The 14297-nt window shown below is 73.4% G+C and carries 12 protein-coding genes; 9 read left to right on the top strand and 3 right to left on the bottom strand.

All coding sequences use genetic code 11. From position 1 onward, the window contains the following. Nucleotides 1-183: 183 nt before the first annotated feature. The gene (locus ACFCX4_RS12285) at nucleotides 184-1005 is read left to right on the top strand and encodes a DUF1206 domain-containing protein (protein ID WP_376141158.1); all 822 of its coding nucleotides are present in this window, start codon (nucleotides 184-186) and stop codon (nucleotides 1003-1005) included. Nucleotides 1006-1132: 127 nt separating this feature from the next. Here ACFCX4_RS12285 and ACFCX4_RS12280 read toward each other — a convergent pair whose 3' ends face one another. Then, on the bottom strand, nucleotides 1133-2125 hold the full coding sequence (locus ACFCX4_RS12280; RefSeq protein WP_376141156.1) for a LuxR C-terminal-related transcriptional regulator: 993 nt from the start codon (nucleotides 2123-2125) through the stop codon (nucleotides 1133-1135). 160 nt (nucleotides 2126-2285) lie between these two features. Between ACFCX4_RS12280 and ACFCX4_RS12275 the strand changes: the two genes are divergently transcribed. From ACFCX4_RS12275 to ACFCX4_RS12255, 5 genes are all read left to right on the top strand, one after another. Then, on the top strand, nucleotides 2286-2639 hold the full coding sequence (locus ACFCX4_RS12275) for a hypothetical protein (protein WP_376141154.1): 354 nt from the start codon (nucleotides 2286-2288) through the stop codon (nucleotides 2637-2639). 158 nt (nucleotides 2640-2797) lie between these two features. After that, nucleotides 2798-2968 carry a hypothetical protein gene (locus ACFCX4_RS12270; protein ID WP_376141152.1) on the top strand — a complete coding sequence of 57 codons (171 nt, stop codon included), beginning with the start codon at nucleotides 2798-2800 and terminating at the stop codon, nucleotides 2966-2968. Between the two features lie 560 nt (nucleotides 2969-3528). Beyond that, nucleotides 3529-4872: an FG-GAP repeat domain-containing protein gene (locus ACFCX4_RS12265; protein ID WP_376141150.1), complete on the top strand. Its 1344-nt coding sequence runs from the start codon at nucleotides 3529-3531 to the stop codon at nucleotides 4870-4872. 123 nt (nucleotides 4873-4995) lie between these two features. Next, complete coding sequence (locus ACFCX4_RS12260) at nucleotides 4996-6309, top strand: FG-GAP-like repeat-containing protein (protein ID WP_376141148.1); 1314 nt, start codon at nucleotides 4996-4998, stop codon at nucleotides 6307-6309. Nucleotides 6310-6366: 57 nt separating this feature from the next. Next, nucleotides 6367-7707, top strand: a complete 1341-nt coding sequence (locus ACFCX4_RS12255) for an FG-GAP repeat domain-containing protein (protein ID WP_376141146.1) — start codon at nucleotides 6367-6369, stop codon at nucleotides 7705-7707. A gap of 138 nt (nucleotides 7708-7845) precedes the next feature. Here ACFCX4_RS12255 and ACFCX4_RS12250 read toward each other — a convergent pair whose 3' ends face one another. Further along, nucleotides 7846-8787, bottom strand: coding sequence for a tetratricopeptide repeat protein (locus ACFCX4_RS12250; RefSeq protein WP_376141144.1), 942 nt, complete (start codon nucleotides 8785-8787; stop codon nucleotides 7846-7848). A gap of 2422 nt (nucleotides 8788-11209) precedes the next feature. Continuing rightward, a complete protein-coding gene (locus ACFCX4_RS12245; protein WP_376141142.1) occupies nucleotides 11210-11542 on the bottom strand; it encodes a trypco2 family protein in 333 nt (110 codons plus the stop codon). A gap of 275 nt (nucleotides 11543-11817) precedes the next feature. Between ACFCX4_RS12245 and ACFCX4_RS12240 the strand changes: the two genes are divergently transcribed. The 3 genes from ACFCX4_RS12240 (at nucleotide 11818) to ACFCX4_RS12230 (ending at nucleotide 14123) form a co-directional block, all read left to right on the top strand. Further along, on the top strand, nucleotides 11818-12453 hold the full coding sequence (locus ACFCX4_RS12240; protein WP_376141141.1) for an RNA polymerase sigma factor: 636 nt from the start codon (nucleotides 11818-11820) through the stop codon (nucleotides 12451-12453). Then, nucleotides 12450-13508, top strand: a complete 1059-nt coding sequence (locus tag ACFCX4_RS12235; protein WP_376141139.1) for a CU044_5270 family protein — start codon at nucleotides 12450-12452, stop codon at nucleotides 13506-13508. The genes ACFCX4_RS12240 and ACFCX4_RS12235 overlap by 4 nt, the downstream gene beginning before the upstream one ends. A gap of 210 nt (nucleotides 13509-13718) precedes the next feature. Beyond that, nucleotides 13719-14123, top strand: coding sequence for a RidA family protein (locus ACFCX4_RS12230; protein ID WP_376141137.1), 405 nt, complete (start codon nucleotides 13719-13721; stop codon nucleotides 14121-14123). Nucleotides 14124-14297 lie beyond the last annotated feature (174 nt).

Genomic DNA, 14297 nt, shown 5'->3' with positions numbered 1-14297 from the left:
GAACCCGTCCCGGCCGTCGGCCGGCTCTCCGAGGGCCCCGTCGACGACCACGGGCGGATCGCCCCGGTCCCCGGCCGGGTGCGCGGCCTCGCCACCCGGCGGAAGGGCGCCCAGGTGTACGCGCCGCGGAGACGGGCACACGGGCCGCCGGGCGCGGCACGCGCTCCCCACGGAGGAGGAGTCATGGTGTCCACCGCACAGCACGCCCGGCGTCGGCGCACGGCCTTGACCGAGCGGCTCCCGGGCTCCGCGGGCCGGGCCGGTTTCACCGCCCGCGGTGTCGTCTACGCCGTCGTCGGCTACCTCGCACTGCGGATCGCCCTGGGCCGGGGCGGCTCCGACGAGGCCGACCGCCAGGGCGCGCTCCAGCGGATCGCGGACCAGCCCTTCGGCAGGGTGCTGCTGTGGCTGCTGGCCGCGGGTTTCGCCTGCATGGCGCTGTGGCGCGCGGTGACCGCCGCGGTCGGCGACCAGGGGAACGGAAAACCGGGCAGCAGGCTCCTCAACGCCGGTCGCGCGGTCTTCTACGGCTCGGTCTGCTGGGGCACCGCGGCCTTCGCGGCGGGGGCGGGCGGCTCCTCCGACAGCGACCGCACCTCGAAGGACTGGACGGCGACCGTGCTCGGCCTGCCGGGTGGCCGCCTGCTGGTCGGCGGGGCCGGCGCGGTCCTGATCGGGGTCGGGGTCGGGATCGCCGTCCGCGCGTTCCTGCGCAAGTTCCTGCGCAGGCTGGACACGGGCGCGATGAGCCCGCGGACCCGGGCCGCCGTCACGGCCGGCGGGATCGCCGGCAACGCGGCGCGCGGCGCGGTGTTCGCCGGGGTGGGGGTCTTCGTCGTCACCGCGGCCGTGCGCTTCGACCCGGACCAGGCCAAGGGCGTCGACGACACCCTCCGCTCGTTCGCCGCCACGCCGGCCGGTCCCGGGCTGCTCACGGCCACGGCGGTGGGCCTGCTGCTGTTCGGCGCCTTCTCGTTCGCCTCTGCTCGCTGGCGGCGCTTCTGACCCCCGGAGCCCGGCCCGCCGACGGCGCTCCGGACCGGTGACGTCGGACCCCCGCCCCGGTTTCGGCCCCGCCCGGGCGCCCTCGTCCGGCCGTACGGCCGTCCGGCCGGACGAGGGCGCCCGGCGTTCAGCGGTGGGCGGGCAGCCAGCCCTGCTGGACGGCGCGCACGCCGAACTCGAAGCGGCTGCGCGCCTCCAGGCGCTCCATCAGTTCCGTGGCCAGCCGCCGGGCCGTGCGGGAGGAGACCGCGAGCCGCTTGGCTATCGCGTCGTCCGTCAGCCCCTGGGCCAGCAGGCGGACCACGGCCGCCTCCTGGGGGTTCAGCCCGGTCTCGTCCCGGACCGCACCGCCCAGCGGCTGGGCGGCGGACCAGATGTTCTCGAACAGGGCGCAGAGGGCGGTGAGCGTGCCGTTGCCGGTCAGGATCACCGCTCCGGCGGCGCTGTTCTCGGTGCTGACCGGGATGAGCGCGCGGGTGCGGTCGAAGATGATCATGCGGGTGGGCAGTTCGGCGGTCGTCCTGACCTCGCCGCCGAGTCCGGCGAGCCAGTTGACGTACTCCAGGGTCGGCTGGCTGTTGCGGACGCTGTTCAGGTAGACCGTGCGCATCCGGACGCCGCGCTCCAGCAGGGCCCGGTCCTGCGGCTTGGCCGCCTCGATCGCCGCCGGCCGGTGGCCTCCGCCCGGGGCGAAGGTCATGACCTCGGTCCGCAGCTCCCGGGCCATCGCGGCCATCCGGTCGCGGATCTCGTCCAGGCCGACCAGTTGGTCCACACCGGGATGGCCGACCGCCGGGGTGAGGTCCGCGTACTCGGCGATCAGCTGCGCCGCCGCCGACCGGGAGGCCTCGACCCGCAGCTGCTGGGCTGCCAGTTCGGCCTGCTGCCGGGCCATCAGCAGTTCCAGGCCCACCTCCGGCGAGACGGCGCGAAGTTCGCCCTCCCGGTCGTAGGACGGCCGGATCAGCGCGAGCTCGCTCAACCGGTCCAGGCTCTGCCGGACCTCGTCGTGCGGCAGGCCGAGGCGGGCCGCGAGCAGGGCCAAGCCCTCGCGCGGGTGGGCGAGCATGGCGCGGTAAACGGACTCGGACGTCGTATCGAGTCCAAGAACGGCAAGCACAGCGGTCCCCCCGTGAATACTGTGCGGATCGTCTACGCATGATCATCGTATGACGTTCTCGTTCTGTCCATAAGCGAGCGTGGACGGAACCGGCCAGGGACTGAACTGTCCATGTTCGTCGGCTATGCGCGGCATGGGACCGTTCGGGACAGTCGTCGGCATGTACCTCGTTCACGCCGCGCTGCGCGCACCCGCCGCCGGCCGCAGTCTTCCCGGCGGTCTGGCCGCCCAACTCCTCTCCCTGGCCGGGCCCGACCAGGTGGAGCACGTCTCCGTCCACCCCGATGCCCGCCCCGACGCGGTGGTCGGCGTCTTCCTGGTCGCCGACCGCCTCGCGGACGCCGAGCGGAGGGCCGCCGACCTGCTGCACCGCGCCGTCGAGGAAGTGCCGGCGCTGCGGGGCTGGAGCGTAGGCCCGGTGCGGGTGCCGCTGGTCGGACCGTTCTACGACCGGCTGCTGTCCGGATCCGGCCCGGTTGGACGGAACGGTCCAGGGACCGTTCCGTCCAACTGAGAGCTCTTTCAACGGGCTTGGACAGCAGCGAGAGTAGTGATCGCCGGCCGGGGGACACCCCGCCGGCGGGAGGACCGGCCAGGCGTCACCGCGGGACGCCGAAGCCGGGACCCCGATCGATCCGCCCGTTCCGTCACTCCCGCAAAGGACTCAGGACCATGCTTCGTACCCGTCTCGCCAAGGCCGCCGCGGTCGCCGCCCTCGCCGTCGCGGCACTCCTCCCCGTCGTCGGCGGCTCCGGCCAGCAGGCGGCGGCCACCGGCACCACCCCGGTCGCCACGCCCACCGCCGAGGCCACGACGCCGCCGCCGAACATCATCTGGGACTGACCCGGGCCCAGGGACGGACTCCGTTCCGCCGGGGTTCGCTCGGCCGCGCCCGTTCCGCCTCTGCCGCCCGTTCCGCCCGTTCGGAGGGACCGCTGCACCTGCAGGGCAGCCGTCCCGGACCGTGGCCGCCGGCCCGGAGGGCCCGCTGCCGCCTCGCCCCCTCGGTGATCCCCACCGCCGGGAGTGATGCTCCCGCCTGTCCTGCACGCCCGCGGTCCCGCCGCGCGGCCGGGGTCGGCGGCCCGCAGGAACCCCGTTGCACGCCGCTTCGCCCCGGGCGGGCACCGCGCGCCGCCCGCCGGCCGCAGCGGGACCCTTCGGCCGCTCCCTGACGAGACCCGGACCCGACCGGACCGGGACCCTCCTGCCCTCGACCTGCCCCGCACCGTCCCGCGGCCGCGCCCCGTGTGCACCCGGCCGGCCGGGCACGCCTCCGTACCGCACGGCTCGCAGCGGGCGGCGGTTCCCGCAGCACCCTCCCGGTCCGTCGTGGCCCCGTTCCCCGGCGACGACACATCCGACCCAGCTGACGAAGCCCACGAACGAAGGAAGCGTTCTCCATGAAGAAGAGCCTGCGCAGGTCCCTGCAGATCCTCGCGGTGAGTGCGGTACTGGCCAGCGGGACCGTGGCGGTCACCGGCCCGGCGTACGCGGCCCTGCCCGACGTGTCGTGCGGCACGGTCACCTCCGCCGACGCCGCGGCCGCCGCGCAGCTGAACCAGCAGCTCACCGGTAGCCTGCGGAACGCGATGACCGCGTACCGGGTGTCCTGTGCCCGGGCCATCGTCAACACCGTGCGGGCCACCGGGGTTCCGCAGCAGGCCGAGGTCATCGCGATCACCACGGCGATCGTGGAGTCCACCCTGCGGAACAACCCGAACATGGAGGACCACGACAGCGTGGGCCTGTTCCAGCAGCGGGCGTCGTGGGGCAGCACCGCGCAGCGGCTCGACCCGGCGACGACGACCCGCAAGTTCATCAACGCGCTGCTCGCCACCTATCCGAACAACTCCTGGACCGGCAAGCCGATCGGCGAGGTCTGCCAGGGCGTCCAGCGCTCGGCCTACCCCGACCGCTACCAGTACCAGGTGGCCGACGCTCAGCGGATCGTCAGCGCCCTCGGCCAGGCCCCCGCGGCCCCGGTGGGCATGACGGGCTTCGCGTCGGCGGACTTCAACGGGGACGGCAGGGCGGACCTGGCCGCGGTGGAGGCGGCCACCGGGAAGATGCTCCTGTACCCGGGCACGGGCCAGGGCACGTTCGGCGTACCGAGCCTGATCGGGACCGGGTGGGACTCGGTCGGCAACGTGACGCCGGGCGACTTCAACGGTGACGGCAAGGTCGACCTGGCCGCGGTGGGCGCGGGCGACGGGAGCCTGTACATCTACCCCGGCACCGGCACGGGTGCGTTCGGTGCGCCGTGGTCGGCGGGTACCGGCTGGAACAGCCTGGACAACTTCTCCGCCGGCGACTTCAACGGCGATGGCAAGGCGGACCTGGCCGCGGTCGGCACGGCGGACGGGAACCTCTACGTCTACCCGGGCACCGGAACGGGCTGGTTCGCGGCCCCGATCAATGCCGGGAACGGCTGGAACAACCTCGACCGGTTCACCGGTGGCGACTTCAACGGTGACGGCAAGGCGGACATCGCGGCGGTCGGCATCGGCGACGGCAACCTCTACGTATTCCCGGGCACCGGCACCGGTTGGTTCGCGGCGCCGGTCAGCGCCGGCACCGGCTGGAACATCATGCGGGACCTGGTCGGTGGCGACTTCAACGCCGACGGGAGGACCGACGTCGCCGCCGTCCAGGCGCCCCGGGGCGCCGCCGGAACCATGTACCTCTACCCCGGCACCGGCCAGAACACCTTCGGCACCCGCAGCACCATCGGCACCGACTGGTAGCCGGCTCCCCGCGTCACTCGTGACAACGGCGCCGGGCCCGGCCTCCGATCCGCCCGCGCCCGACGGCCCACCTGGCTCAGCCCCCTGCTTCCATCCCCATGACCACGGACCCGGAGTTCCCTCATGCCCGCCGCCATCCGCCTGCGCCGCGCCGTCCTGGCGAGCGCCGTGGCGAGTGCCGCAGCCGTCCTCGGCGTCTCCCCGCAGCCCGCCCACGCCGCCGAACCGGCCTTCCAACTACCTTTCGCCTGCGACCAGAACTGGACCGGAAGCGTACGCGGCAACCACAACCCGCCGCTCTCCGTCGACTGGACACGCGGCGGCCCGTCGACCACGGTCAACCAGCCCGTGGTGGCCAGCGCGAGCGGGACCGTCAGCCTGGTCTCCAGCACCGGGAACTACGGCAATCGCATCGTCATCGACCACGGCGGAGGCTGGCAGACCCTGTACGCGCACCTGGCCGGCTTCAACGTCGGCCAGGGCGCGCACGTCGAGGCCGGCGACAGGATCGGCACCGTCGGCAGCACGGGGAACTCGACGGGGCCCCACCTGCACTACGAGCAGAGGCTCGGCGGCACGGTGGTCCGGTCCGTGCTCAACGGATCCGCGTTCGTCGACGGTTCGACGCTCAGGAGCCGCAACTGCCCGGCCGCACCGCAGCCCCCCGCCCCGGACACCGGCATGACGGGCTTCGCCCCGGCGGACTTCAACGGCGACGGCAGGACCGACCTGGCCGCGGTCGACGCGGCCACCGGCAAGATGTTCCTCTACCCCGGCACCGGCCTCGGCACCTTCGGCGAGCGGACCCTGATCGGTACCAACTGGGACTCCCTGACCAACGTGACGCCGGGCGACTTCAACGGTGACGGGAAGGCGGACATCGCCGCCGTCGGCAAGAGCGACGGCAACCTCTACGTCTACCCGGGGACGGGGACGGGTGCGTTCGGTGCGCCGTGGTCGGCGGGTACCGGCTGGAACAGCCTGCACCACTTCTCGGCCGGCGACTTCAACGGTGACGGGAAGGCGGACATCGCGGCGGTGGGCATCGGCGACGGGAACCTGTATGTGTTCCCGGGTACCGGCACCGGTTGGTTCGCGGCCCCGATCAATGCCGGGAACGGCTGGAACAACCTCGACCGGTTCACCGGTGGCGACTTCAACGGTGACGGGAAGGCGGACATCGCGGCGGTCGGCATCGGCGACGGCAACCTGTATGTGTTCCCGGGCACCGGCACCGGTTGGTTCGCGGCGCCGGTCGGCGCCGGCAGCGGCTGGAACATCATGCGGGACCTGGTCGGTGGCGACTTCAACGCCGACGGGAGGACCGACGTCGCCGCCGTCCAGGCGCCCCGGGGCGCCGCCGGAACCATGTACCTCTACCCCGGCACCGGCCAGAACACCTTCGGCACCCGCAGCACCATCGGCACCGACTGGTAGCCGGCTCCCCGCACCGGTCCCCGACACCCACCACTCACCAGATCGAGGTACTCAGCCATGTCCAGGTCCAGCCGCTTCCGCCGCACCTGCCTGCTCGCCCCGCTCCTCGCCGCCCTGACCGCCGCCGGCCTGGGCGCACCGACCGCCCAGGCCGGCTCGTCCCTCGGAGGCTCCGTCAACCGGTCCGAGATCCTGCCGCGCGCCCAGTACTGGGACGCCCAGGACGTCCAGTACAACCAGGGCGCGACGTACGGGGACGGCGACGGCCACTCCTACCGCACCGACTGCTCGGGGTTCATCGCGATGGCCTGGCACCTCTCTGCCACCGGTCTCGGCACGGCGACCACCCAGACCCTCGACAGCCGGTCGCTGACCACGCGGATCAGCAAGAGCGACCTGCGCCCCGGAGACGCGTTGGACAACATCAGCGACCACGTCGTGCTCTTCGTGCGCTGGAACAACCAGGCGACCGGGGACTTCACCTACCTCCACCAGTCGAACTCGCGCACCGACATGACCTACGGCAGCGGCAACGTCTACAGCGGAAACATATCCAGCTACCCGGCGAGCTCCTACGTGGCCCTGCGGTACAACAAGGTCGTCGAGGACAACACCACCCCTCCGCCGCCCACGCCGGTCGGCATGACGGGCTTCGCCCCGGCGGACTTCAACGGCGACGGCAGGACCGACCTGGCCGCGGTCGACGCGGCCACCGGCAAGATGTTCCTCTACCCCGGCACCGGCCTCGGCACCTTCGGCGAGCGGACCCTGATCGGTACCAACTGGGACTCCCTGACCAACATGACGCCGGGCGACTTCAACGGTGACGGGAAGGCGGACATCGCCGCCGTCGGCAAGAGCGACGGCAACCTCTACGTCTACCCGGGCACGGGGACGGGTGCGTTCGGTGCGCCGTGGTCGGCGGGGAACGGCTGGAACAGCCTGCACCACTTCTCGGCCGGCGACTTCAACGGTGACGGGAAGGCGGACATCGCGGCGGTGGGCATCGGCGACGGGAACCTGTATGTGTTCCCGGGTACCGGCACCGGTTGGTTCGCGGCCCCGATCAATGCCGGGAACGGCTGGAACAACCTCGACCGGTTCACCGGTGGCGACTTCAACGGTGACGGGAAGGCGGACATCGCGGCGGTCGGCATCGGTGACGGCAACCTGTATGTGTTCCCGGGTACCGGCACCGGTTGGTTCGCGGCGCCGGTCGGCGCGGGCAGCGGCTGGAACATCATGCGGGACCTGGTCGGTGGCGACTTCAACGCCGACGGGAGGACCGACGTCGCCGCCGTCCAGGCGCCGAAGGGGTCCACCGGGGACATGTACCTCTACCCCGGTACCGGCCCGATCGCCTTCGGCACCCGCACCGGCATCGGCACCGACTGGTAGGTCCCACGGCCCCATGGCCCCACGACCGCTGCAGCACCGCGAACCCGCCGGGCCCCTGCCCCGGCGGGTTCCCGCGTCGGCCCCTCCGTGTGTGCTCCGTCAGGTCGCCGGCCGAGCGGCCTGCCGGGCTCGACGCGCCTACGGATCCAGTCCTTCGAGCCAGGCGGCCACGTTCAATGACTGCTGCAGGGCCGGTCCGAAGAGGTCGGGGTCCGCCTCGGCCAGGGTGCGGTAGTGGCCGGTGGCTTCGGCGACGGCGGCCAGGCCCTCCGCGCGCCGGCCCGCTCCGCCGAGGCGGATGGAGAGGTTGTTGAGGGAGGTGGCGAGGTCGGGCAGGTGGGCGTCGGGGTTGGTTTCGGCGAGGGTGCGGCGGATGACGACCGCTTCCTCGATGGAGGTCAGGGCCTCGGGGCGTCGGCCTGCTTCGCCGAGGCGGATGGAGAGGTTGTTGAGGGAGATGGCGAGGTCGGGCAGGTGGGCGGCGGGGTTCGCGGCGGCGAGGGTGCGGCGGATGGCGACGGCCTCTTCGGCGGTGGTCAGGGCCTCGGCCCGTCGGCCTGCCTCGCCCAGGCGGTTGGAGAGGCTGTTGAGGGCACCGGCGAGGTCGGGCAGGTGGGCGTCGGGGTTGGTGCGGGCGAGGGTGCGGTAGTGGTCGGTTGCTTCCATGGCGACGGTCAGGCCCTCCGCCCGCCGGCCCGCCGCTGCCAGCCGGATGGATCGGTTGTTGAGGGCACCGGCGAGGTCGGGCAGATAGGCGTCGGGGTTCACCGCGGCGAGGGCGTAGCGGATGGCGACCGCTTCCTCGATGACGGTCAGGGCCTCGGCCCGTCGGCCTGCTTCGCCCAGGTCCACGGAGAGGTTGTTGAGGGAGGTGGCGAGGTCGGAAAGGTGGGCGGCGGGGTTCGCGGCGGCGAGGGTGCGGCGGATGGCGACCGCTTCCTGGACGGCGCTGAGGGCCTCCGGGCGTCGGCCTGCCTCGCCGAGGCGGACGGAGAGGTTGTTGAGGGTCATGGCGAGGTCGGGCAGGTGGGCGTCGGGGTCGGTTCGGGCGAGGGTGCGGTAGTGGTCGGTTGCTTCCATGGCGACGGTCAGGCCCTCCGCCCGTCGGCCCGTCTCGCTCAGTCGGTTGGAGAGGTTGTTGAGGGTGCCGGCGAGGTCGGGCAGGTGGGCGTCGGGGTTCGTGGCGGCGAGGGTGCGGTGGATGGCGACCGCTTCCTCGATGGCGGTCCAGGGCCTCGGCCCGTCGGCCCGTCTCGCTCAGTCGGTTGGAGAGGTTGTTGAGGGTCATGGCGAGGTCGGGTCGGTAGGCGTCCGGGTCCGCCTTGGCAAGGTGGCGGTAGCGGTCGGTGAGGGTGCGGGTGAGGTGGACGGCGGTGATGGCGAGCCGGTGGCTTGTCGGGGGGAGAAGGTTGTTGAGGGTGTTGAGGGTGTCGAGCGGGGTGTCGGGGTGGGTGCTGAGGGCGTCGAGGGCGGTGGTGAGCGGGGCCGGGTGGTCGGTGCGGGTGGCGACGGCGATGACCTGGGCCGCGATCCGCCGGTGGTGACGGACGCACAGGTCGGTGAGTCGGTTGTCGAGCCCGCGGAGGACGGGGTGGGCGGCGGCGCGGCTGTAGACGGTGAGGAGCTGGGAGACCTGGGTGTTGTCGGCGCCGTCGAGGAGGTGGTCGGCGAGGTGGGGATCGGCTTCGAGGGCGCGGCCGATGTGGCGTTCGGCGAGGCGGTCGGGCTGGAGGGCACCCCACGGTGGTCCGCCGGGGGCGGGGACCGGGTAGAGGGCGGCGAGCCAGGCGGTGACCCGGTTGCGGCGGTCGCGGGTCTGGTCGGCGAGCGCGGGCAGGCGCCGCCACAGCAGGTCGGCGTGGTCGCGGTCGGCGGCGCCGGTGAGGTGGGCGGCGGCGAGCGCGGTCTCCAGGGTGTCCGTGCCCAGGTGCGGGGTGAGGCCCCGGGCGGTGGCGCTGCCCCTCCAGTAGCGGCTTTCGTGGCCGAGGAGTCGGTCCTCGACGTCCTGGACGTCCTCGTCCTCGTCCCCGGTGCGGTCCGCGGGTCCGGTGTGTGTGGTCCGTGCGGTGTCGAGGAGGTCGGCGAGGGCGGTCATGTGGAGGGTGAGCGCGTTGCCGTAAGCGCCCTCCCGGGCCAGTGGTTGTGGTGGTTGGAGGGCGGTGGCGGCCGCGGTCCAGTCGTGTCCGGCCATGCCCGGGACGTCCGGAAGAGCCAGGGCCAGCGCCCGCGCGGCGTCGCGGTAGTGGGAGTCGCGCAGTCCGGGGTCCTCCTCCAGCGGGGTGAGGCGGCGCGTGCGGGCGGTGGCCAGGAGTTCTTCGGCCGGCCGGCTTCCGGTGCGGGCCTGGTGCCACCAGTCGCCGGCGGTGCGGGCCAGGAGGAGGAGTTTGAAGGAGCTGGTGCCGGGGTGTTCCTCGGCGGCCTCGGCGAGTGCGGCGAGCTGGTCGGGGCGGGTCTCGGCGTAGTCGAGGACGACCAGCAGGGGTTTGGCCGCGCGTCGGAGTTCCAGCAGCTGGTCGAGGCGGGCGCTCGTGCGCGGCCACAGCACCGTCCAGCCGGCGGTGGCGAGTCGGTGGCCGAGGCGGGTCTTGCCCTGGCCGCCGGGGCCGTGCAGCAGCCACGCCCCGAACCCTTCCCGGCCGCACCACGCCTCCAGCTCCGCGAGCAGGTCCTGCCGTCCGTGGAAGGGGACGGTCTGGCGGTCGGCCTCCAGCAGGGCGGCCGGTGTCACCGGCGCGCGTCCGACGGCGGAGCTGCCGGTGGGGTCGGCGATGTCCTGGAACTCCACCGCCCCCAGCCCGCCTTCCCGGCCACCGTGCTCCGCGAGGGCGGCCCGGAAGGCGGGGTCGTGGTGGAGGACGTAGGCGGGGACGACGTTGAGGAGGCGGTGGTCGGAGTGGGCGCGGTCGGCGGCGACGACGCCGGTGAGGTAGCGGTCGCAGAACACCGCCGCTCCCGACAGACCGCCCCAGGGCGACGTCCCGTCACCCGGCCACCCGGCGGCGGTGCGCAGGTCCATGACGTACTGGTTGCCGACGAAGCCGCTGCCCGGGTTGATCTCCCCGCGCAACTGCGTTGCCTCGACGGGACGGTCCTTGCGCTGGGCCTCGTCGGGCACACCCCACGTCTCGCACCGCGCGCCGGGGCGGGTGGTGTCCGGCCGCCCCCACCGCACGGGAGCGGTGGGCGGCCGCCAGTGCGGGGAGCCGCCGACGAGCACGAGCGCCGCGTCGTCACGCCCACCCGGAGTCCCGGCCCACACCACCCGGCCCTGCGCCGTGCCGGCGCCGGCCGGCCGGAACACCTGCACCCCCGTCCCGGCGCGTCCGGCGACGTGGGCGGACGTCAGCACCAGACGCCCGCCGACCGCGTACCCCGACCCCCGCCCGCCCGGACCGTCCACCCCGGCCAGCCGCACCCGCTCCACCCGGACCCCCTACCGCTCGCCCCGCGTACTGCCACGTGGCCGCGGCCGGACCAGGGGCGCCGGCCGCGATCCCGGTTCTCAGCCGTCGATGCGCCCGCTGCTGTCGCCGGGCCCCTCCGGAGCGGGCACGGCGGAACGGACGAGCAGGTCGCCACCGTCCGGACGCCTCGGGGTGAGGGTGAAGGAGACCCGGTGGGTGCGCCCCCGCGAGACACCCGCCTCCGCCTCCGCACCGACCGCCCACAGCTTGAAGCCCGCCTTGACCTTGGCGTCGGCGCGCAGCTCCACCTCGAACTCCATCTCCACCGGCCCGACCGCGAACACCACCTGCGGATCGTCACCGGCCCGTGCAGCGGCCTCCAGCAACTCGTCGCGCACCGCCGCGACCGCGTCCGCCAGCGGAACATCCATTCGCACCCACCCCTTCAAGCACCTGACACCGTGCGGCCCTGCCGATGCCGACACCGTAGGTCCCCTGCGGAGGCCCGCGCAGGGGAAAGCCGACTTCGGCCGCCGGGCACAGGGTGAACGGGCCGCGCTCGTCGGTCCTCCGGACGTCGCCGTCGACGGGTGGGGAGCGTCAGTCCGCGGCAGGAAGGTCGTGGGCGACCGTGCGTCCCTTGCCCGGTCCCGGTCAGTGATCCGCGTCACGGGAACCGGCGCCGCTGCCCGGACAATGGCATGACGTGAACCATCCGCACTCCCGGCTGAGGGCCGGGAACCCCGAAGCGTTCCGCGACCTGTTCCGGGACCACTCCCGTCTGGTGTACCGGCACGCCGTGCGCGTGACCGGGAACTGGGCGCTGGCCGAGGACGTGGTCTCGCTGACGTTCCTGGAGGCCTGGCGCCTGCGCGGGAAGCTCCGCGACGAGGGCGACAGCCCCCGCCCCTGGCTGATGGGCATCGCCGTCAACGTGCTGCGCAACACCACGCGCGCCGCCCGCCGCCACCACGTGGCGCTGGCCCGGATGCCCGCCGCCGACCCGGTCCCCGACTTCGCGGACGAACTCGTCGGGCGCATGGCCGACTCCGAGGAGCTCGCGGCCGCCCGCAAGGCGCTGGCGCGCCTGCGGCGGTCGGAACGCGAGGTCTTCGCGCTCTGCGTGTGGTCCGGGCTCGGCTACGCCGAGGCGGCGGCCACCCTCGGGGTGCCCGTCGGCACGGTGCGCTCGCGCCTGTCCCGTGCCCGCACGCGGCTGCGCGGCCTCGCGGCCGAGGAACTGCGCGCGGTGAAGAAGAACACGGAACCCCTCCCCACCTCCGGACAAACACAGGGCAGCCGCGGCACCGCGGCCCGGCCGCACAAGGAGACGCACCGATGATCCGCAACCCGTGGCGGCGCACCGAACCGCTCGACGACGCGGAGCTGGCCCGTCTCCTGCCCGCGCCGGCCGATCCCCAGCTGGCGGTCCACCGCCAGGACCTGATCGAGGAATTCCTGATGAACGAGATCCACCGCTCCGACGGCGCCGCCCCCGCGGCCTCCCCGGCACGTCGCCCGCTGCGCCGTGCCGTCCTGATCGCCGCGCCGGTCGCGGGGGCCCTGACCCTCGCCCTGGTCGTGACCCTGGGCGGCTCGCCCGGCACCACGACGGTGGCGGCTCCGGCCCTGGTCAGGGCGCCCGTCGTGCAGATCGAGGAGGGGAGCACCGTCCGGCTCGCCTCGACGGTCCGTGAGATCGCCGCCGCGGCGACGGCGAGCCCCACGCCCCAGCCCGGACCGGGCCAGTACATCTACATCCGGAGCCGGGTCTCCTTCGCGGCCTCCAGTCAGAACGCGGACACGGGGAAGTCCGCCTCCTGGGTCCAGCCGCTGCACGACCGGGAGGTGTGGAAGTCCCCCGACGGCACCAAGGGCTGGCTGGACGAGCCGGGCTACCAGGCCAAGGGCGGCGTCACACTGGACAACGACGAGCCCCTCGACCGGCAGACCTACAAGTGGCTCGCGGCCCAGCCCGCAGATCCCGACGCGCTGCTGAGGCTCGCCTACTCGACGGTGAGCGGCACCCGCGACCGTGACCAGCAGGCGTTCCGGGAGATCGGCTCCGTCATCCGCGAGCAGCTCGTCCCCCCGGCACTGGCCGCCGCGCTCTACGAGGCCGCCGGCAGGATCCCGGGCGTCGTGGTGGTCGATCACGCGCAGGACGCCTCCGGCCGCGACGGGATCGCCCTGGCGCGCCTGGACCCGCAGACGGGCGAGCGTTCGGAGTGGATCTTCGACCGGGAGAGCCACCAGTACCTCGGCAGCCGCGGCGTGCAGGTCCGGGAGGTCAACGGCATCAAGCCCGGCACCGTCGTGGAGCGCACGGCCATCGTGACCCGCGCCGTCGTCGACGTCAGGAACCAGCGCCCGGGCGCCGGCCGGGCCACCGCCTGACCGTCCGGCGGGACCGGCCGGGGCCGCACACCTCGGCCGGTCCCGCCGCCGGAGCCGCCGCCGCAGGGGCCGGCGCAGCCGATTCTGTACGCACGAAGGACACTTCGACGGCGCCGGCGGACAAGCTCTTTTCAGGAGAGCCCGTAGCTTCTTCGAGAAAGGGGCCGCTGTGCAGTTGGCGGCCCACACGCGGTATCGAGGGAGTGAGTCATGAGTGCTCGGGTGAAGGCATTCGGGTTCGGCATGCCATGGGAATCGCTGTACGGATACAGTCAGGCGGTTCAGGTCGGTGACACGGTCCATGTGTCGGGGCAGCTGTCGCATGACCAGCACGGTGCTTTCGTGGGTGCCGGCGACTTCGAGCTGCAGGTCCGCACCACGCTGGAGAACCTGGACCTGGTACTGGGGCAGTTCGGGGCCGAGCGCAGCCGGATAGTGGAGACCACGGTTCTGGTGCGGAACCTGCGCGAGAACTTCGACACGACCGCACGCCTCCACGCCGAGTACTTCGGGGAACACCGGCCCGCCAGTACGGTCCTGGGCGTATCCGATCTGGCGCTGCCGGACCAGCTCGTCGAGATCGGCGCACTCGTGCGTCTCGACGTGAAGTCATAGCCGAGGAGTCCGGCCCGGTGCACTGCACGGTCGAGCCGGACACCCGGGACTCCGGCGAGTACGGACGTCGCCGCGCCCGGGCACCCGCCCGGCTCGGGAGCACTCCCGGCCAGCGCGATCGCCCCCGTACCCCGGAGGCGCCCGAAGTCCCCGGCCGACTACCCGGCCGGGGAC

The sequence above is a fragment of the Kitasatospora sp. NPDC056327 genome (assembly GCF_042261735.1).
Taxonomy (GTDB): Bacteria; Actinomycetota; Actinomycetes; order Streptomycetales; family Streptomycetaceae; genus Kitasatospora.
The sequence above is the reverse complement of the archived record's forward strand: the minus strand, read 5'-3'. Positions and strand labels throughout refer to the sequence as shown.